The sequence below is a fragment of the Acidisoma sp. genome (assembly GCF_965199065.1).
Lineage (GTDB): Bacteria > Pseudomonadota > Alphaproteobacteria > Acetobacterales > Acetobacteraceae > Acidisoma.
Genome location: NZ_CBDAQN010000003.1, coordinates 1,276,603 through 1,293,929, shown reverse-complemented (window position 1 = coordinate 1,293,929; position 17,327 = coordinate 1,276,603). Strand labels below are relative to the sequence as shown.

Annotated in this window: 16 protein-coding genes and 1 tRNA gene; 8 read left to right on the top strand and 9 right to left on the bottom strand. The window is 66.9% G+C overall.

Translation table 11 applies throughout. The features are described from left to right. Positions 1-20: 20 nt before the first annotated feature. Positions 21-287, bottom strand: a complete 267-nt coding sequence (locus ACOEQ1_RS14145; RefSeq protein WP_419759882.1) for a hypothetical protein — start codon at positions 285-287, stop codon at positions 21-23. A gap of 216 nt (positions 288-503) precedes the next feature. Between ACOEQ1_RS14145 and ACOEQ1_RS14140 the strand changes: the two genes are divergently transcribed. Then, positions 504-2,456 (top strand): AI-2E family transporter, encoded by a 1,953-nt coding sequence (locus tag ACOEQ1_RS14140; protein WP_419759881.1) that lies wholly within the window; start codon positions 504-506, stop codon positions 2,454-2,456. On the opposite strand, the gene ACOEQ1_RS14135 is transcribed toward ACOEQ1_RS14140, so the two are convergent. Next, positions 2,453-2,818: a DUF423 domain-containing protein gene (locus tag ACOEQ1_RS14135; RefSeq protein WP_419759880.1), complete on the bottom strand. Its 366-nt coding sequence runs from the start codon at positions 2,816-2,818 to the stop codon at positions 2,453-2,455. The two genes, ACOEQ1_RS14140 and ACOEQ1_RS14135, sit on opposite strands and share 4 nt — an antisense overlap. A 96-nt stretch (positions 2,819-2,914) precedes the next feature. On the opposite strand from ACOEQ1_RS14135, the gene ACOEQ1_RS14130 reads away from it, so the two are divergent. Together ACOEQ1_RS14130 and edd are read left to right on the top strand one after the other, a co-directional pair. Beyond that, positions 2,915-2,991 (top strand) — tRNA-Pro (locus ACOEQ1_RS14130). An 83-nt stretch (positions 2,992-3,074) separates the two neighbouring features. Beyond that, positions 3,075-4,895, top strand: a complete 1,821-nt coding sequence (gene edd / locus ACOEQ1_RS14125) for a phosphogluconate dehydratase (protein WP_419759879.1) — start codon at positions 3,075-3,077, stop codon at positions 4,893-4,895. Positions 4,896-4,897: 2 nt separating this feature from the next. On the opposite strand, the gene ACOEQ1_RS14120 is transcribed toward edd, so the two are convergent. The 6 genes from ACOEQ1_RS14120 to ACOEQ1_RS14095 form a co-directional block, all read right to left on the bottom strand. Beyond that, entirely contained in the window at positions 4,898-5,986 is a 1,089-nt protein-coding gene (locus tag ACOEQ1_RS14120; RefSeq protein WP_419759878.1) for a hypothetical protein, read from the bottom strand. 55 nt (positions 5,987-6,041) lie between these two features. Next, entirely contained in the window at positions 6,042-6,836 is a 795-nt protein-coding gene (locus tag ACOEQ1_RS14115) for an alpha/beta fold hydrolase (RefSeq protein ID WP_419759877.1), read from the bottom strand. Then, positions 6,823-7,086: a biotin/lipoyl-containing protein gene (locus tag ACOEQ1_RS14110; RefSeq protein ID WP_419759876.1), complete on the bottom strand. Its 264-nt coding sequence runs from the start codon at positions 7,084-7,086 to the stop codon at positions 6,823-6,825. Before ACOEQ1_RS14110 ends, ACOEQ1_RS14115 begins: the two co-directional genes overlap by 14 nt. Positions 7,087-7,170: 84 nt before the next feature. Beyond that, positions 7,171-7,761 carry an NADPH-dependent FMN reductase gene (locus ACOEQ1_RS14105; protein WP_419759875.1) on the bottom strand — a complete coding sequence of 197 codons (591 nt, stop codon included), beginning with the start codon at positions 7,759-7,761 and terminating at the stop codon, positions 7,171-7,173. 18 nt (positions 7,762-7,779) lie between these two features. Next, the gene (locus ACOEQ1_RS14100) at positions 7,780-8,349 is read right to left on the bottom strand and encodes a DNA-3-methyladenine glycosylase I (RefSeq protein ID WP_419759874.1); all 570 of its coding nucleotides are present in this window, start codon (positions 8,347-8,349) and stop codon (positions 7,780-7,782) included. Between the two features lie 47 nt (positions 8,350-8,396). Then, positions 8,397-9,209 (bottom strand): ABC transporter ATP-binding protein, encoded by an 813-nt coding sequence (locus tag ACOEQ1_RS14095; RefSeq protein ID WP_419760699.1) that lies wholly within the window; start codon positions 9,207-9,209, stop codon positions 8,397-8,399. A 152-nt stretch (positions 9,210-9,361) separates the two neighbouring features. Between ACOEQ1_RS14095 and ACOEQ1_RS14090 the strand changes: the two genes are divergently transcribed. From ACOEQ1_RS14090 to hisM, 3 genes are all read left to right on the top strand, one after another. Next, entirely contained in the window at positions 9,362-10,168 is an 807-nt protein-coding gene (locus ACOEQ1_RS14090) for a transporter substrate-binding domain-containing protein (protein ID WP_419759873.1), read from the top strand. A gap of 82 nt (positions 10,169-10,250) precedes the next feature. Continuing rightward, the gene (locus ACOEQ1_RS14085) at positions 10,251-10,943 is read left to right on the top strand and encodes an ABC transporter permease (RefSeq protein WP_419759872.1); all 693 of its coding nucleotides are present in this window, start codon (positions 10,251-10,253) and stop codon (positions 10,941-10,943) included. Next, positions 10,940-11,644, top strand: a complete 705-nt coding sequence (gene hisM / locus ACOEQ1_RS14080) for a histidine ABC transporter permease HisM (RefSeq protein WP_419759871.1) — start codon at positions 10,940-10,942, stop codon at positions 11,642-11,644. The genes ACOEQ1_RS14085 and hisM overlap by 4 nt, the downstream gene beginning before the upstream one ends. A 4-nt stretch (positions 11,645-11,648) precedes the next feature. Here the strand turns inward: hisM and ACOEQ1_RS14075 are convergent, their stop codons facing one another. Further along, positions 11,649-12,824, bottom strand: coding sequence for a M20 aminoacylase family protein (locus ACOEQ1_RS14075; RefSeq protein ID WP_419759870.1), 1,176 nt, complete (start codon positions 12,822-12,824; stop codon positions 11,649-11,651). A 219-nt stretch (positions 12,825-13,043) separates the two neighbouring features. On the opposite strand from ACOEQ1_RS14075, the gene bla reads away from it, so the two are divergent. Further along, positions 13,044-13,961 (top strand): class A beta-lactamase, encoded by a 918-nt coding sequence (gene bla, locus ACOEQ1_RS14070; RefSeq protein ID WP_419760698.1) that lies wholly within the window; start codon positions 13,044-13,046, stop codon positions 13,959-13,961. 105 nt (positions 13,962-14,066) lie between these two features. After that, positions 14,067-17,324 (top strand): maltotransferase domain-containing protein, encoded by a 3,258-nt coding sequence (locus tag ACOEQ1_RS14065; RefSeq protein ID WP_419759869.1) that lies wholly within the window; start codon positions 14,067-14,069, stop codon positions 17,322-17,324. Positions 17,325-17,327: the final 3 nt, after the last annotated feature.

Here is a 17,327-nt window from a genome sequence, read left to right as displayed (position 1 = left end):
AGTCTGCGCCTGCGACAACCTCAGCCAGGACGCCGCAGGTGAGGACCGGATGCTTCCGCCGGGAACCAGTGCCGCGCGCAGGTCGCCCCGATCCTCATGCCGGGCGCGGCGCACTTGCTGAGCGACCGCACGTAGACGACATGGCCGTGCGGGTCCGACTGCGCCAGCGGTGGAGGCGGGTCGCCTTCCAGGCTGAAGTCGCGGGCCCAGTCGTCCTCGATCATGAAGGCGCCGGCGCGGGCGACGACCTCCAGCACGGCCATGCGCCGGTCCGCGCCCGCCGACATCGGCGTCTCACGGGGGGAGGCGCTTGTGGAAGCCCGCCGCCGGCCATGGGATTTGGAGACGCCGCCCGATCCTACCCGGCGGCCGCGCGGCTGCTGAACACGTCGCCTTAACGTCGCGATCCATATTGTTGCGGAAGCGGGCACTCCCCGTGTGCTACCTCGCCCCTATATGCGCTGCGGCGATAGCACTTCGGCTTTCGTCACGAGGGACACCCGATGCCGGAAGCGGCCGAGCCGATTACGCTGCCCAGCGGCGCTGGAGTTCCGGCCAGCGAAACCCCCCGGCCCCAGGGACTGCTCATTCTGCTCGTGGCGGTCGTGGTCGTCGCGGCGCTCTACCTCGCCAAGACCGTCCTCATCCCGATCACGCTCGCGGTGCTGCTGAGCTTCGTGCTCGGACCCGTCGTCGCCCTGTTCCGCCGCATCCATCTGCCCAAGGTGCTGGCGGTCCTCCTCGCGGTGCTGCTCGCCCTGACCGTCATCCTGCTCATCGCGACGCTGATCGGCACCCAGATCGCCGACCTCGCCAGCAACCTGCCGCAATACCAGGCGACCGTCATGCAGAAGGTCGACACGGTGCGGAGCTTCGCCACGAGCCGGATGTCGGCGCTGACGGACCAGTTCAGCCATATCCCGACTGTCCAGAGCCATCACCCCGGCGGTCTGGCGACGGCGGCACCTGCCCCCGCGTCCGGACACGTCGCGGGACAGCCGATGCCCGTCACCGTCGAGCAGCCGGCGCCCTCGACGCTGTCGGTCGCCAAAAGTCTCCTCATGCCGGTTCTGGAACCGATCGAGACCATCGGCATCGTGATCGTCTTCGCGATCTTCTTTCTGTTGCAGAAGGAGGACATGCGCGACCGGCTGATCCGGTTGTTCGGCTCAAGCGACCTGCACCGCACGACCCTCGCAATCGACGACGCGGGCAAGCGTCTCTCGCGCTACTTCCTGAGCCAGCTTGCGGTCAACGCCTGTTTCGGCGTCATCATCGGCTCCGGCCTCGCCTTCATCGGCGTGCCAAGCCCCCTGCTCTGGGGCGTGCTCGCGATGCTGCTGCGCTTCGTCCCCTATATCGGTTCGGCAATTTCCTGCCTGCTGCCGGTCGCCCTTGCGGCGGCGGTCGATCCGCATTGGGGCAAGGCGATCCAGGCGCTCGCGCTGTTCGTCGTCGTGGAAGGCATCACCGGACAGGTGGTGGAGCCGATGACCTACGGCAGCACCACCGGATTGTCTCCGGTGGCCGTCCTGGTCGTCGCCGTCTTCTGGAGCTGGCTGTGGGGGCCGATCGGCCTGATCCTCTCGACGCCGCTGACGCTCTGCCTCGTCGTCGTCGGCCGGCACGTCAAGCGCCTCGAGTTCTTCGATGTTCTGCTGGGCGACCGCCCGGCGCTCACCCCGGTGGAGACGTTCTATCAGCGCCTTCTGGCGCATGACCCGGACGAGGTGCAGGAACAGGCCGAGCAGCTTCTGCAGACGCGCTCCTTATCCGCCTACTACGATGGCGTCGCGCGGCGCGCGCTGGAGTTGGCGGCGCAGGACATCCTGCGCGGCGCCTTCTCCTCATCCCAGGTGGCGCGGCTGCGAACCGATCTGGCGACCCTCATCGAGGAACTCGAGGGCTATGACGACATCGACCCGCCGGAGCGGCTGAAGAACCGCGATGTTGTGGTGTCGGGCGTGGAGCGGCCGGGCCGGACGGTGCATAAGCAGCCGGCGCCGGATGTGGCGATCGAGGCCGCCGATACGGAAACCGGCGATGCGACCCCCGAGGTCAGGCCGCTGGTGCTCTGCGTATCGGGCCGCGGGCCTCTCGACGAGGTGCCGTCCGCTATGACCGGGCAACTTCTCCGCAAGCACGGCTTCGATACGCGGATGGCCAAGCACGACGAGACTTCGCGCACCAACATCGCAGCTTTCGACACCGGCGACGCAGCGCTGATCTGCGTGTCCTGCCTCGAGATCCTCGGCCAGCCGCCCTACCTCCGGTATCTCATCCGCCGGCTGCGCCAAAGGCTGCCCGGCGTGCCGATCATCGTCGGGCTGTGGCCCGCTGGCGACCCTGTGCTGCTGGACGAGGATCTGCGCCAGATGATGGGGGCCGACGGCTATGCCGGCTCACTGCGGGACATGGTGATCCAGGCCGTGGAACTGGTGCGGACGGACAACTAGCCGAAGGCGAGGCTGCCGAGGCTGACCCAACCGGCCATGACGAGGAAGCCGCCGGTGGGTGCGACCGCCGGCACCTCGACGCCCGCAAGCGCCAGGCTGTAGACCGCGCCGCAGAACAGCACGGTGCCCAGGGCGAAGGCAGCGCCGGCGATCATGACCCGCCGCGGGCCTGCGCCGATCCGGGCGAGGATGCCGCAGCCGAGCAGGGCCAGCGCGTGCCACATCTGCATCTCGATCGCCGTATGGACGAGGCCGAGCGCCTCGGGCGTGATGCGGCCGGGCAGCGCGTGGGCAGCGAGGGCCGCCATGATGACGCCGACGAGCCCCAGCAGGCTGCCTATTCCAAGCCAAAGACGATCCACGCGCAGTGCTCCTGTTGAACGGGAGTGGCTTGCCGCCATGCCCGCCGCCCGCTATATGCCCGGCCTCGGTCGGAAGCGACCGTGACCCAGGTCAGACGGGACGTAGCACAGCCTGGTAGTGCGCCTGCTTCGGGAGCAGGAGGCCGGAGGTTCGAATCCTCTCGTCCCGACCAAAGCACCTCTTCAGCCACGTGCTTACGGTTCCGTGAGTTTGCGGCTACAATGGATAATGAGCCCTGCCAGCAGGAGGTTATCCATGCCCGCTCTCCACACGCAGATCGCGGACGTGACCGATCGGGTCCGCGACCGCAGCCGTGCCACCCGCGACGCCTACATGACCCGTACGCGGGATGCAGCTGCCGCGTTCCCTGCGCGTTCCGGGCTATCGTGCGCCAACCTCGCCCATGCCTACGCGCCTATGCCGAGCGGCGACAAGCATCGGCTGGCGAGCGGCGCCGCGCCGAATATCGGCATCATCACCTCGTACAACGACATGTTGTCGGCGCATCAGCCCTACGAGCAATTCCCCGAAATCATCCGGCGCGCCGCCCGGCTGGCGGGCGGCCTCGCCCAGGTCGCGGGCGGCGTGCCCGCCATGTGCGACGGCGTCACCCAGGGCAATCCCGGCATGGAGATGTCGCTGTTCTCGCGCGACGTCATCGCCATGAGCACGGCCATCGGTCTTTCGCACAACGTCTATGACGCAGCGCTGATGCTGGGGATCTGCGACAAGATCGTGCCCGGGCTGGTCATCGGGGCGCTGCAGTTCGGCCACCTGCCGACGATCTTCGTGCCGGCGGGGCCGATGACCTCGGGCATCTCGAACTCGGAGAAGGCGAAGGCCCGCCAGCAGTTCGCGCTCGGCGAGGTCGGGCGGGAGGCGCTGCTGGAGGCGGAGATGAAGGCCTACCATGGGCCCGGCACCTGCACCTTCTACGGCACCGCCAACTCCAACCAGATGCTGATGGAGGTCATGGGCCTGCACCTGCCGGGCGCGGCCTTCGTGCACCCCAATACGCCGCTGCGGGAAGCGCTGACCGCGGCCGCCGCCCGCCGCGCGCTGGAGATCACCGCCCGCGGCAACCAGTACACGCCGATCGCCGAGGTGGTCGACGAGCGCGCCATCATCAACGGCATCGTGGCGCTGATGGCGACCGGCGGATCGACCAACCACACGATCCATCTCGTCGCGATGGCGCGGGCCGCCGGCATTCAGATCACCTGGGACGATTTCGACGCCATCTCCGCGGTGACGCCGCTGCTCGCCCGCATCTACCCCAACGGGAAGGCCGACGTGAACCACTTCCATGCCGCCGGCGGCATGGCCTTCCTCATCGGCGAGTTGCTCGATGCGGGCCTGCTGCATGAGGACGTGACAACCGTCGCCGGCCGCGGCCTCAGCGCCTACCGGCAGGAGCCGGCGCTGGAGCATGGCGCGCTCGTCTGGAAGGATGGCGCGTCACGCAGCGGCGACCCGGCCGTGCTGGCGCCGGCGTCGAAGCCCTTCTCGGCCGATGGGGGGCTGCGGCTCATGCGGGGCAACCTCGGGCGAGGCGTCATCAAGATCTCGGCGGTCGCCCCCGAGCACCGGCATGTGCGGGCGCCTGCGATCGTGTTCGACACGCAGGAGGAGTTGGTCGCGGCGCACAAGCGGGGCGAGTTGCAGCGCGACTTCATCGCCGTCGTGCGGCACCAGGGGCCGCGCGCCAACGGGATGCCGGAGTTGCACCGGCTGACGCCCGTGCTGGGCGTGTTGCAGGACCAGGGGTTCCATGTCGGGCTGGTGACGGATGGCCGCATGTCCGGCGCGTCGGGCAAGGTGCCGATGGTGATCCACCTGTCGCCCGAGGTCATGATGGGTGGCCCGGTGGGCCGTGTCCGGGATGGCGATGTCATCACCCTCGACGCCGAGGCCGGCACGCTGGTCGCCGAGGTGGCCGAGGCCGAGTGGGAAGCGCGGGACGTGGCGGTCGATGGCCACGATCCGCTGGCGGATACGCTTGGGCGCGGGTTGTTCGAGGGTCTGCGCGCGAGGGCGTTGACGGCCGAGGAAGGCGCCTGGAGTTTCGCCGCCTAGCGCTACCACCAGGTCGTTGTCTGGAGGCCGTAGTACATGGCCGTCTGGACTATGAGTATCCCGACGTAGAGGCCGGCGACCGAGGCGGCGGCTCGCCACGCGCGCGTGCCCTGGGGCCGCACCAGAAGTTGCAGGCGCGACGTGCCGTGGATGATGACGACGAGGAAAATGGCGACGATCGGCAGATGTCCGACGGCATCGAGAATGCCGAAGCTCGGGATCGCCAGAATGAATATCGACATGAAAATGAAGGCGCCCGGCCTGAGCAGGCTGTGACCGACGAGAAGGTAGAAGGCGAGCGTGAACTCCACGAAGCCCGCTGTCAGGGTCACGAACGGCGCCGGGAACCCCATTGCGACGGACGGGTAGAGTGCGAGCACAATGTCGGTCCAGCCGGGGTAGAGAAACTTCTCGATGGCCGTCCACATCAGGCTGAAGGCTAGGCTGGCCACCAGGATTGGCACGCGCCAGCCGTGCCACGAGGGCCGCTGGCGAAGGTTCGGCAAACTCAGGATCAGATAGGCCGCAAGGCCGAGGAAGAAGACATAGTCGGTCATGTAGAAGAGGCCGTAGCGCACGAGCCCGAAAGCATAGAGTCCGGCGATGCCGAAGCCTGCCAGCGGGCAGGTGCGCCGTAGCACGAGGCAAGCAGCGATCAGGAACTGCACCACGCGGATGACCTGGGTGCCGACGAGAAGATCCGGTGTGATGATCGCGCCGTCTGTCGCCGGACCCCAGGGCACCACGGCCAGGTTCGCGCAGAGGCTGAGCATATAGGCGCCAAGGCCCAGCCGAACCACGATCTCTTCGAGAAAGTCCAGACGGGAACTGCCGGAATCGAGACGGGGCCAGCGCCGGGACAACACGGCATCGATGGCGGTTCCCAACGTCACAAGCGCGAGGAAAGCTACTGCGCGCGTCAGAAACATCGGTGACAATACGGTCGCGAGACTTTTTGGCGGCGCGCGCAGATCGATGACGCCGCAAAACCATTTGACGTGCGCGTGGGCTCCGGTCGGCTCCACGAGTGTTGCGATGGCGACAAGGAGCACGACGAGGACAAGCTGCGGGCGAGCCCGTGTCGCATACATCCGCCAGTCCTTGTTCGTTCCGCAACATACGGCCGGAACGCCCGCGCGGATGCGGCTATGCCAGAGCGTCGAACTCCAGGATGAGCCGGTTGACCGTCTTTGCTGCCTCCATATGCGCCGCATGCCCTGCATCGGGGATGCGGTGCAGGCGGACATTGGGCGGCAGCATGTCGAGACCCTCGGGCGGCAGAACCGCGTCCCGCTCGCCCCATAGGATCTGCACGGGGATGCTCAACGCCGCCAAGGCAGCCCGCGCCGCCGCAGGCCGCGCCCAGACCTCGCCGCCTACAAGGCGCATCGCCTGCCAAGCGGCGTAGATGTGCGGCTCTCTCCGAGACGCAAGCACGCCCTCGATGGTCTGCCGGTTGATCAGGGCCGGATGGTTGAACAGCATCCGGAGCGCATGTTCGGCGCTCGGCTCGTCCTCCATGGCCATATACGCCGGCATGAACCCGATGTTCCGGCCGGAGCCCACGCCCGCCGGCGCGATCAGCGTGAGCGCCCGCACCGCCGCGGGCGTCAGCTCCGCCACCCGCAGCGAGATCGCTCCGCCCATGGAATGGCCGACGAGGTGCACGGGCTCCGGCGTCAGCGCCGCGATCGCCTCGGCGACGATGCCGGCCATACGGTCGAGCCCGCCGATGTCGCGCGCGGGGGAGGCGCCGTGCCCTGGCAGATCGAGCGCATACACCGTAGCGGCCGCGGCGAGCGCGGGCTGGTTCATGGTCCAGGACCGCGCATCGGCGCCGAACCCATGGACGAGCACGATGACCTTCGCGCCGCTGCCGGCGCGTTGGTAGTGGATGGTTTCCCCACCCGCGTCTCCGCCGGGCACCTCAAGCTGGGGCATCGTCGTCCTCATCGGTCTCGATGATCGCGAGGGTCTCGCCCACCGCCGCCATCTCGTCCTCATCGACCAGTATGGTCTTCAGCACCCCCGTTGCCGGGCACTCCAGCTCCATGTCGAGCTTCGGAGTGCTGATGATGGCGATGACCTCGCCCATCGTCACCGCATCGCCCTCCGACTTGACCCAGGTGCGCATCTGGCCTTCGTCGATCTCCACGCCCAGCACCGGCATCACCAGTTCCACGTCGTCCATCCTGCGCCTCCCATAGCCCTACGCGGGCCAGTTCGAGACTACCTCACCCGCGACTGCCCGTCGCCGGTCGCCGGTCGCCGCCGGTCAGTATGGCGGCGCTCTCCGGGCGCGTTGCGACTTGGCGGCCTCCGCCCACCATGCCAAATCCTCCGCGAGATTGTGGAAGGATTTGTCGAGGGCCTCTCCCGCGCTTCCCGTGGGCATGCCCTCGGCATCCAGCGTGGCGGCGATGGGCCCGACGGTCAGCGTCGACGAGATGACCACCATCCCCATCTCGGAGAGCATGCCGTGCCAGACGGCATTGGCCCGCGCGCCCCCCGCGCGCCCTGCGGAATAGCTGGCGATGGCGGCCGGGCGCCAGAACCACTCCTCCAGGAAATGATCGGTGAGGTTCTTGAGGCCGGGCTGCGGACCCCAGTTGTATTCGCCGGTGACGAAGACGAAGGCGTCGGCCATGCGGATTTTCTCCGCCAGGGTCTCCAAAGCGGATGGCGCCTCGCCCTTTGGATATTCCTTGTACATGCGGTCGAGCATCGGCAGGCCGACGGCGCGCGCGTCGATCAGCTCGACATCATTCCCGCGTGCCGCGAGGCCCCGTACGAGATAATCCGCGAGGCGGATCCCCATGCGGTCAAAACGGTAGGAGCCGTAGAGGACGAGGATGCGGTCGCTCATGTTCGTTTCCCTTGAGGACTAGCTTGCCTGGCGGCAGAAGCAGTAGGCCGCATGATCGTCGACGATGCCGACCGCCTGCATCCAGGCATAGACGATGACCGGCCCGACGAACTTGAAGCCGCGCGCCTTGAGCGCCTTCGAGATTTCGTGGGAGAGCGGGCTTTGCGCGGCGAGGGTGACGCCGTCGCCGCGGATGGGCTTGCCGCCGGCCATGCCCCAGACGAAGCCCGAGAACTCTTCGCCCTTGTCCTGCATGGCGAGATAGGCGCGGGCGCCGCCGATCGTCGCCTCGATCTTGGCGCGGGCCCGGATGATGCGCGCGTCGGCCATCAGCCTCGTCACGTCGTCGGGACCATAGGCTGCGACGGCGACGGGATCGAAGTTGCTGAAGGCGGCGCGAAAGCCCTCGCGGCGGAGCAGGATGGTGCGCCAGGAGAGGCCGGCCTGAAAGCCTTCGAGCATCAGCATCTCCCAAAGCGCGCGGCTGTCGCGCTGGGGGCGGCCCCATTCGGCGTCGTGATAGGCGGCCATGATCGGGTCGCCCTCGGCCCAGGAGCAGCGTGGCATCGGTGGCGAGGCGCTGGACATGACCGACGTTAGCCCGAACGCCTTCGCGGCGTCATCCTCGCTGCGCGTTAGCTCCGCATACGCGACAGGAACTGGCACAGCCGGTCGGATTGGGGGCGCTCGAAGACGTCGTCCGGCGTGCCTTCTTCCTCGACTTTGCCTTGATGCAGAAAGACAACCCGGCTTGCCACCTGCCGCGCGAAACTCATCTCATGCGTCACCACCAGCATGGTGCGCCCTTCGCGGGCGAGGTCGCGCATCACGCCCAGAACCTCGCCCACCAGTTCGGGGTCGAGCGCTGAGGTCGGTTCGTCGAAGAGCATGACGCTCGGCTCCATGCAGAGGGCGCGGGCGATGCCGACACGCTGTTGCTGGCCGCCGGAGAGCTGCACCGGATAAACATCCCGTTTCTCGACCAGCCCGACCTTGGCCAGCATGGCCTCGGCACGCTCCGCCGCCTCGCGCCGGGTCAGCCCGAGCACGTGCACCGGGGCCTCCATGAGGTTCTGGATGACCGTCATATGGGCCCAGAGATTGAACTGCTGGAACACCATGCCGAGCTGGCGGCGGACGCGCTCCACCTGCCGGCGATCGGCAGGCTCCTGCGTGCCGTCCCGGCGCTTCCGCATGCGGATGAGTTCTCCCTGAACGCGCACCTCACCGGAGTTCGGCATCTCGAGCAGGTTGATGCAGCGCAGGAAAGTACTTTTCCCCGAGCCGCTGCTGCCGAGGATGGCGATCACGTCGTGCTCGTCCGCCTTAAGGGAGATGCCCTTGAGAACCTCGTGCGGACCGAAGCTTTTGTGCATGTCGTCGACGCGCAGGGCTTCCGTGGTCGTGTTCCGCAACGCGGGTGCCGCTTCGGCCTGGGTCACGCTCATCCAGATGGGTCTCTCATCGAGGTAGCCGGGGATGCTCAAGTGATCGACGGTGGCTACAAGGTCTGTCAAGCTTGGCCTTGGCTGGCAAGGGCCTTGCATCAACCGTGCCGGGCTCGCGCGGGCTCGAGAACAACTCTTAGGGAGACTCCTGCATGAAGAAGCTTTTTGCCGCTGGCGCGCTGGCGGCAACGGTTCTTGGCCTCACCGGCCAAGTGCCCGCACAGGCCAAGGCCTTCACCCAGATCACCTACGGCGTCGACGCCACGTATCCGCCCTTCGAGAGCCTGTCCCCGAGCGGCCAGTTCCAGGGCTTCGACATCGACCTCGGGAAGGCCATCTGTGCCTATCTGAAGGTCAGATGCGTGTTTGTCTCCCAGACCTTCGACAGCATCATTCCGGCGCTGCAGGCGCGGAAGTTCGATGCCATCCTCTCCTCGTTGTCCAAGACCGCCGCGCGGGCCAAGGTCATCGACTTTTCGACCCAGATGTATGACGAGCCGACGAGCCTGATCGCGAAGAAAGGGGCCGGTCTGAAGCCCACGGCCGACAGCCTCAAGGGCAAGACCATCGGCGTCGAGTCTGGCACGGTCCAGGAGTCTTACGCCAACACCTACTGGAAGCCCAACGGCGTCAACATCGTCTCCTATGCCGGACAGGATCAGGTCTATTCCGATCTTCTCGCCGGCCGGCTGGACGCCTCGCTGCAGGATAGCGTCGAGGCCGACTTCGGGTTCCTCAAGACGCCGAAGGGCGCGGGCTACGCCCTCGTCGCCGACATCACCTACGATCCAAAGGATGTCCTGGGATCATACGCCGCCATCGGTGTCCGGAAGGACGAGCCCGAACTGCTCAAGAACATCGACGAGGCGATCGCCGCGATCCACGCGAACGGCACCTACGACAAGCTGCAGAGCAAGTATTTCAACTTCAGCATCTACGAGCCCTCCGCTAATCCGTAAGACCGAGGCCGGCTCCTTTGCATTGGCAATCGCCCGTCAAGCGCCGCGCCGCGCGTGACGGGCGACAGGAAAAGACAGGCTGATGTTCAATCTGCAAGGCTACGGCCCCACGATCCTTGCCGGCACGCTCGCCACCATCGAGCTTTCGATCCTGACCCTGGTGTTATCCTTCGTGCTGGGGCTGATCGGCGCCTCCGCCAAGCTGTCGAGGAATCGCATCGCGCAGGGCATCGCGACGATCTACACCACCATCATCCGCGGCGTGCCAGACCTCGTGCTGATGCTGCTCATCTTCTACAGCCTGCAGATCTGGCTGAACGACCTCACCGACGCCCTCAATCTGCAGCAGTTCAACCTCGACCCGTTCACCAGCGGCGTCATCACGCTCGGCTTCATCTACGGCGCCTACTTCACCGAGACGTTCCGTGGCGCCTTCCTCGCCGTGCCTCGCGGCCAGCTCGAGGCGGCGCGGTCCTTCGGGATGAGGCCGTTCCTCGTTTTCCGCCGCATCCTGTTTCCCCAGATGATGCGCTACGCTCTGCCGGCGCTCGCCAACAACTGGCAGGTCATCCTGAAGGCGACGGCGCTGGTGTCGCTCATCGGGCTCTCCGACATCATCAAGGCGACGCAGGATGCCGGGAAAGGCACCTTCCGCACCTTCTATTTCTCCGTGATCGCCGGCGTCGTCTACCTTGTGCTGACAACGGCATCGAACGGGGTGCTGGTGATGCTGGAGAGGCGCTACGCCATCGGCGTGCGGAGAGCGGCGCTGTGATCGGCATCATCCAGACCTACTGGCGCGCCTACCTCTATTCCGACGGCTACACCATGACCGGCGTCGCGATGACGCTGTGGCTGCTGGTGGCGTCACTCGCCATCGGCTTCTGCATCGCGCTGCCGCTCGCCATCGCCCGCAACTCGCGCAATCCCTTTATCCGCGTCCCAGTCTGGGTTTTTGTCTTCGTCTTCACCGGGACGCCGCTCTTCGTGCAGCTGCTCATCATCTACACCGGCGTCTATAGCCTCAGCATCGTCCAGCACACGTCGTTCCTCAACGAGTTCTTCCGGAAGGGAATCGACTGCACCATCCTGGCGTTCGGCCTGAACACGGCCGCCTACGAAACCGCCATATTCGCGGGTGCAATCCGGGACACCGCATTCGGCGAGGTTGAGGCGGCGCGTTCGCTCGGCATGTCGACCGTCACGCTCTACCGGCGGATCATCATCCCGAGCGCGCTGCGGCGCGCTTTGCCGGCCTACAGCAACGAGGTCATCCTCATGCTGCATTCGACGACGCTCGCCTTCACGGCAACGGTTCCGGATATCCTGAAGATCGCCAACGACGCGAACTCCGCAACGTACGAGTCGTTCTCCGCGTTCGGCTTCGCGGCGATCCTCTACCTGTGCATATCGTTCACGCTGATTTTCATGTTCCGGCGCGCGGAACGCCACTTCCTGGCGTTCCTCAAACCGTGAGGCGCTACGCCCGCAGCAGTTGCTCGGTCAGCGTCGCCCAGTAGGAGGCGCCGACAGGCAGAACATCGTCGTTGAAGTCGTAGCGCGGGTGATGAACGCCGGCATCGTCCGGTCCCCGCCCGCCGCCGAGCAGGATGTAGCTGCCCTGCTTCGCGTTCAACATGTAGGAGAAATCCTCGGCGCCCATCGTAGGCCGCTCCATCGGCACCACGCGGGCCTCGCCTGCGACAGTGGCTGCCGCCTTGTGCGAAAGCTCGGTCGCCTCGGCATCGTTTATGGTCGCCGGATAGGCGCGTTTGAATTCCACCTCCACGGTCGCACCGAAGGCCGCCGCCACACCATTCGCGATGCGGTGCACGCCGGCGTCCAGCAGGTCTCCCACCTCGGGTGAGAACCAGCGCGCGGTGCCCTTCATGATGGCCCGCTCGGGGATCACGTTCTCGGCATTGCCGGCGGAGATGTGGCCGATGGTGACGACGCCGGCCTCCGTCGGCTCCATGCCGCGCGCGACGATCGATTGCAGGGCGGTGACGATATGGGAGGCGACGAGGATCGGGTCGATCCCCTCGTTGGGCTTGGCGCCATGCGCGCCGCGCCCGGTGACGGTGATGGTGATGCGCCCGGTCGCCGCCATGATCGGGCCCGGACGGAAGGTGAAGACGCCGGCGGGGATGTTCGGCCAGTTGTGCATCCCGTAGACCTGCTGCATCGGGAAACGCTCGAACAGGCCTTCCTGCACCATGACCTGCCCGCCGCCGCCACCCTCTTCCGCAGGCTGGAAGATCACATAGACGGTGCCGTCGAAGTTCCGGGTTTCCGCGAGGTAGCGCGCCGCCCCCAGCAGCATGGTGGTGTGGCCGTCATGTCCGCAGGCATGCATGAGGCCGGGTGTCGCCGAGGCGTAGGGCAACCCGGTTTCCTCCAGGATCGGCAGCGCGTCCATGTCGGCGCGCAGGCCGATGGCGCGGCCCGTTTCGCTGTGGCGGCCACGGATGACGCCGACAACGCCGGTCTTGGCAATGCCGGTCACCACCTCGTCGACGCCGAACTCACGCAGCTTGTCGGCAACGAGGGCGCTGGTGCGCGGCAGATCGAACCCGAGTTCCGGATGCGTGTGCAGGTCACGCCGCCACGCGGTCATGTCCTCATGGAAATCGGCGATGCGGTTGATGATCGGCATGAGGATAGCTCCGTCGGTGATGGCCCATCGTGCCGCGCATGGCGCGCTGACGACAACCCCCTACCGGACTGCCGGATGCGTTCCTCCTCTGGTCGCGGGCCGGGGAGGGTAGGCAGCTTCAACGCGGCGGCCTACAGGGCGCTGCCAGTCGCGGTGGTGATGCCTGATTACCCGCCCGGCGAGGTTCGTCCACAGGAAAGCCAAGTCGAGAGGGAACCCATGACCCTGGCGCTTACCCGCCGCTCCTTTGCAGCCGCCGCATCCGGCGCGGCATTCTGCGGCGCCCTTCCGGCCCGTGCCCAAAACGGCGCCACGCCGCAAGCCGCTCAGTCGGATCCTGGGCTGGCGCGGGCGCACGCCGCGATCGGGAACCTCGAAGCCCGACATGGCGGAAGGCTGGGCGTGGTCGCTGTCGATACCGGTTCGGGACGCCGCATCGGCTATCGCGGAGATGAACGTTTCGCCATGTGCAGCACGCACAAGTTCCTGACTGCCGCGGCTGTTCTCGCCACCGTGGATGAGGGGAAGATGACGTTGGACCAGCGCGTTCCCTACACCCGCGCCGATCTTCTGGATTATGCGCCTGTCGCCCGGCAAAACGCCGGCGCCGGCTTCATGACCGTCGCCGCTTTATGTGCCGCGGCCATGGAATGGAGCGATAACACGGCCGAGAACCTTCTGCTCAAGCTGATCGGCGGACCGCCCGGCTGGACCCGATACGCGCGCGCGATCGGCGACACGACTTCCCGCCTCGACCGCTTTGAGCCTGCGCTCAACACCGCAGTTCCGGGCGATCCCCGGGACACCACGACGCCGGAGGCGATGGTCCGCGATCTTCACGTCGTGCTACTGGGCAACGCCTTGACTAAAAGCTCGCGCGGGCGGCTGGAGACCTGGATGCTCGACGGCCGGATAACCGCCAGCCTTCTGCGCGCCGGAGTACCGCCGCACTGGCGCGTTGCCGACAAGTCCGGATCGGGCGAGAACGGCACCCGGAACGACATCGGGATCATTCTGCCGCCCAAGGCGGCCCCGGTGCTCGCCGCCATCTACTACACCCGGTCGACGGAAACCCTGGCTTCACGCGAGAACGTCCTGGCGGATACCGGACGGATCATCGCCCGAACCTTCTCCTGAAGGCAGCGCTCGGCTCGCCACCCAGAGAAGAGCGCCGTCTGGCAATTCGCCGCCTGCGCCCCACCTTCCGGCTGACGATGACCCATCAGAAAGAAAAGGCCGCTGATGACATCCCAAAGAGGCGTCACCGCCGTTAAATCCGCCCAGGTCAGCATGGGAGAAGGAGCCGCCCCCGGAGGGTCCACCCCGGAGGGGACGCGCCCGCGCATCTACATGCTCAACCCCTTGCTCGCCGGGCCGCTCTCCGGCTGGGGCAAGTGGCTGGACCGGGCCGCCGCGCTCGGCTTCACGCATGTGCTCACGGCGCCGCTGTTCGCCGGGCCGTCGCTGCTCCTCCCGGAGGACTTCGACCGCGTGCATCCGGCGCTCGGCTGGTCGGGCTCCGCGGAGAACGCCGTCCGCCAGTTTGCGGCAGACTGCCGCGCCCGGGGGCTGACGCCGCTGCTGGATGTCCACCTTTCGCAGGTCGCGGGAATGGGCAAGCTTGGGCAGGACCATCCGGACCTGTTTCATGCGGGCGAGGCGGGGCGGTCGCTCGACCCACGCCGGTACGGCGCCTCGGCGGACGCCGCTCAGGCGCGCTGGGGCGGGGCCGCCGAGGCGCTTGGCGCCTTCTGGTCGCAATGGCTCGCGGGTTGGCAGAACGCGGGCATCGCCGGGTTCCGGCTGGACCTCCGGGGCATCCCCGTCAAGGCTCTGCCGGGGTTCGTCGGCAACCTTCGCGCCAACATCCAGGCGGCCCTGCTGGGCTGGACGCCTGGACTGACGCATGAGGCGATGGTCTCGCTGGCCGGGCGCGGGCTCGATTACGTCTTCTCCTCGCTGCCCTGGTGGGACTTCCGGAGCGAGTGGCTCTGGGATGAGGCGACGCTGCTGCGGCGCGTGGCGCCGGCCATCGCCGCGGTGGAGGCGCCCTTCGGAGCCCGGCTCGGGGCGACTGTGGGCGATCTCGTCCTGCTGCCCGCGGCCCAGCGCCGTATGCTGGGCTTCGCCGCCGCCTTCGGGGACGGGCTGCTTATGCCGATGGGCTTCGAGGCGAGCGAAACCCGGTCCTGGGATCCGCGCCGGGACAGCCCGGCCGAGTATGACCTCGACCCCTCGCTTGCGGCTCAGATCGAGGCCGCAAACCGCCTGAACAGCGCCGGTCTGCCGCGCATCCTCAGCAGCCCGGATGCGACGGCGCTGGCGTTCGTCCGCAGTGACGCCGATCTTCGCTACGCTGACAAGGCGACGCTCACCGTCGTGAACACGGCCCTGCGGCGTCGGACGACGGTGCCCGTCGGCCCCCTCGTCATTGCCCTCGGCGGACGGTTCGAAGCCGAGAGCCTGGCGCCCGGCGCCGTGCTGACGCTCGAACCCGCGGAACTGCGGCTGGTGGCGTTGCATGGCCACCCGATGCAGGCCCAGGAGCGGCCGCCTCTCGCAAGTTCCGCCAAGCGCGCAGCGGAGGAAGGGCGGCGCATCGGCATCGAGCGGATCACGCCGAGCATCGACGGCGGGCGGTTTCCGGCCAAGCGCGTTGCCGGCGAGGAGGTCACGGTCGAGGCCGATATCCTCTGCGACGGGCATGACCAGCTCGGTGTGGCGCTGCGGTGGCGCCGGGTGGGCGACCACAACTGGCGCGAGACGCGCATGCGTCTGCTCGTCAACGACCGCTGGCATGCGAGCTTTCCGCTGGAGCAGGTCGGCCTCCATGAGTTTGTGGTCGAAGCCTGGCGTGATGCATTTGCAACGTTCCGGGATGAGCTTGGGAAGAAGCACAATGCGGGGGTGGACGTTTCCGTCGAGCTTATCGAAGGCCGCCACCTGATCGACGAGGCCGGGGCGCCGCTCGCGAAGATCGCGCAACAACTGCATGCCGCCGATTTGAGCACGCAGATCGCGCTGCTGCTGTCGGTCGATGTGGCGAACCTCATGATGGCCGCCGATCCTCGCCCCTTCGCGGTGCGCTCCGACGTGATACCCGTCGATGCCGACCGCATCGAGGGCCGTTTCGCCAGCTGGTATGAGATCTTCCCGCGGTCCATGAGCGACGATCCCGACCGGCATGGGACGTTCCGTGACGTGGAAAAGCACCTGCCGCGCATTCGCGACATGGGATTCGACGTGCTGTATTTCCCGCCGATCCACCCGATCGGCCGCAGCAACCGCAAAGGCCGCAACAACGTGCTGAATGCGGCGGAGGGCGATGTCGGCAGCCCCTATGCCATCGGCAGCGATGACGGCGGGCATGACGCCATCCACCCGGAACTGGGGACGCTCGCCGACTTCAAGCACCTGCGGGACGCCGCGGCTGAGCACGGGCTCGAACTGGCGCTCGACTTCGCGATCCAATGCTCGCCCGATCATCCCTGGCTGCGCGAGCATCGTGGCTGGTTCGCCTGGCGGCCGGACGGCTCGATCAAATACGCTGAGAACCCGCCTAAGAAGTATCAGGACATTGTCAATGTCGACTTCTACGCGAAGGGGGCGGTGCCGGATCTTTGGGTGGCGCTCGCCGAGGTCGTGCTGTTCTGGTGCGAGCAGGGCGTGCGCATCTTCCGCGTCGACAATCCGCACACCAAGCCGTTCCCGTTCTGGGAGTGGCTGATCGCAGAGGTGCGGGCGCACTATCCCGGCACGCAGTTCCTGGCCGAGGCCTTCACCCGGCCGAAGATCATGAACCGGCTCGGCAAGGTCGGCTTCACCCAGTCCTACACCTACTTCACCTGGCGCAACACGCGCGCGGAGATGGAAGAGTATCTTACGACGCTGACGCAAGGCCCGGAGGCGGAATTCTTCAGGCCCAACTTCTTCGTCAATACGCCGGACATCAACCCTGTCTTCCTGCAGACGACGGGCCGCGCCGGTCACCTTATCCGCGCGGCGCTGGCGGCAACGCTCTCCGGCCTTTGGGGCGTCTATTCCGGGTTCGAACTCGTCGAGGCGACGCCGCTGCCGGGCCGCGAGGAGTATCTCGATTCGGAAAAATACCAAATCCGCGCCTGGGATTGGGACCGGCCGGGCAACATCGTCAGCGAGATTACCGGCCTCAACCGCATCCGCCGTCAGAACCCTGCGCTGCAGAGCCATCTCGGACTGACCATCCTGCCGTCCGACAACGACCAGGTGATGATCTACGAGAAGGCGACGGCGGACCGCTCGAACGTCGTCATCGTCGCGGTCAATCTCGATCCGCAAGGCGTGCAGGCCGCCAATACGGAGATACCGTTCTATAAGTGGGGCGTGCCCGATAACGGCACTTTGCCTATGGCGGACCTTATCGCAAGGCGTACGCTGGCCTGGACAGGCAAGTGGCAAAGGATCACCCTCGACCCTGTCTTTCCCTATGCGCTGTGGCGCGTTCAGCCGGAGACCAATTGACCG

Bases quoted from the DNA above. Each gene is read 5' to 3' on its own strand.
- ACOEQ1_RS14145 (WP_419759882.1), bottom strand. From the start codon at position 287: ATGTCGGCGGGCGCGGACCGGCGCATGGCCGTGCTGGAGGTCGTCGCC.
- ACOEQ1_RS14140 (WP_419759881.1), top strand. From the start codon at position 504: ATGCCGGAAGCGGCCGAGCCGATTACGCTGCCCAGCGGCGCTGGAGTT.
- edd (WP_419759879.1), top strand. From the start codon at position 3,075: ATGCCCGCTCTCCACACGCAGATCGCGGACGTGACCGATCGGGTCCGC.
- ACOEQ1_RS14120 (WP_419759878.1), bottom strand. From the start codon at position 5,986: ATGTATGCGACACGGGCTCGCCCGCAGCTTGTCCTCGTCGTGCTCCTT.
- ACOEQ1_RS14115 (WP_419759877.1), bottom strand. From the start codon at position 6,836: ATGCCCCAGCTTGAGGTGCCCGGCGGAGACGCGGGTGGGGAAACCATC.
- ACOEQ1_RS14110 (WP_419759876.1), bottom strand. From the start codon at position 7,086: ATGGACGACGTGGAACTGGTGATGCCGGTGCTGGGCGTGGAGATCGAC.
- ACOEQ1_RS14105 (WP_419759875.1), bottom strand. From the start codon at position 7,761: ATGAGCGACCGCATCCTCGTCCTCTACGGCTCCTACCGTTTTGACCGC.
- ACOEQ1_RS14100 (WP_419759874.1), bottom strand. From the start codon at position 8,349: ATGTCCAGCGCCTCGCCACCGATGCCACGCTGCTCCTGGGCCGAGGGC.
- ACOEQ1_RS14095 (WP_419760699.1), bottom strand. From the start codon at position 9,209: ATGAGCGTGACCCAGGCCGAAGCGGCACCCGCGTTGCGGAACACGACC.
- ACOEQ1_RS14090 (WP_419759873.1), top strand. From the start codon at position 9,362: ATGAAGAAGCTTTTTGCCGCTGGCGCGCTGGCGGCAACGGTTCTTGGC.
- ACOEQ1_RS14085 (WP_419759872.1), top strand. From the start codon at position 10,251: ATGTTCAATCTGCAAGGCTACGGCCCCACGATCCTTGCCGGCACGCTC.
- ACOEQ1_RS14075 (WP_419759870.1), bottom strand. From the start codon at position 12,824: ATGCCGATCATCAACCGCATCGCCGATTTCCATGAGGACATGACCGCG.
- bla (WP_419760698.1), top strand. From the start codon at position 13,044: ATGACCCTGGCGCTTACCCGCCGCTCCTTTGCAGCCGCCGCATCCGGC.
- ACOEQ1_RS14065 (WP_419759869.1), top strand. From the start codon at position 14,067: ATGACATCCCAAAGAGGCGTCACCGCCGTTAAATCCGCCCAGGTCAGC.